Origin of the sequence: Citrobacter sp. R4, assembly GCF_026719175.1 — a bacterium.
Taxonomy (GTDB): domain Bacteria; phylum Pseudomonadota; class Gammaproteobacteria; order Enterobacterales; family Enterobacteriaceae; genus Citrobacter_A; species Citrobacter_A sedlakii.
The window spans coordinates 1-820 of sequence record NZ_JAPPSU010000055.1; the positions used below are offsets into that span (position 1 = coordinate 1).

1 protein-coding gene is annotated in these 820 nt (G+C 52.4%); it reads right to left on the bottom strand.

Annotated features, from left to right (window positions below; all coding sequences use genetic code 11):
- Positions 1–52: 52 nt before the first annotated feature.
- A complete protein-coding gene (locus tag OOJ60_RS24515) occupies positions 53–757 on the bottom strand; it encodes an IS6-like element IS26 family transposase (RefSeq protein WP_001067855.1) in 705 nt (234 codons plus the stop codon).
- Positions 758–820 lie beyond the last annotated feature (63 nt).

Sequence of the window (820 nt, forward strand, 5' to 3'; positions counted from 1 at the left end):
GGCACTGTTGCAAAGTTAGCGATGAGGCAGCCTTTTGTCTTATTCAAAGGCCTTACATTTCAAAAACTCTGCTTACCAGGCGCATTTCGCCCAGGGGATCACCATAATAAAATGCTGAGGCCTGGCCTTTGCGTAGTGCACGCATCACCTCAATACCTTTGATGGTGGCGTAAGCCGTCTTCATGGATTTAAATCCCAGCGTGGCGCCGATTATCCGTTTCAGTTTGCCATGATCGCATTCAATCACGTTGTTCCGGTACTTAATCTGTCGGTGTTCAACGTCAGACGGGCACCGGCCTTCGCGTTTGAGCAGAGCAAGCGCGCGACCATAGGCGGGCGCTTTATCCGTGTTGATGAATCGCGGGATCTGCCACTTCTTCACGTTGTTGAGGATTTTACCCAGAAACCGGTATGCAGCTTTGCTGTTACGACGGGAGGAGAGATAAAAATCGACAGTGCGGCCCCGGCTGTCGACGGCCCGGTACAGATACGCCCAGCGGCCATTGACCTTCACGTAGGTTTCATCCATGTGCCACGGGCAAAGATCGGAAGGGTTACGCCAGTACCAGCGCAGCCGTTTTTCCATTTCAGGCGCATAACGCTGAACCCAGCGGTAAATCGTGGAGTGATCGACATTCACTCCGCGTTCAGCCAGCATCTCCTGCAGCTCACGGTAACTGATGCCGTATTTGCAGTACCAGCGTACGGCCCACAGAATGATGTCACGCTGAAAATGCCGGCCTTTGAATGGGTTCATGTGCAGCTCCATCAGCAAAAGGGGATGATAAGTTTATCACCACCGACTATTTGCAACAGTGCC

Bases quoted from the DNA above. Each gene is read 5' to 3' on its own strand.
- OOJ60_RS24515 (WP_001067855.1), bottom strand. From the start codon at position 757: ATGAACCCATTCAAAGGCCGGCATTTTCAGCGTGACATCATTCTGTGG.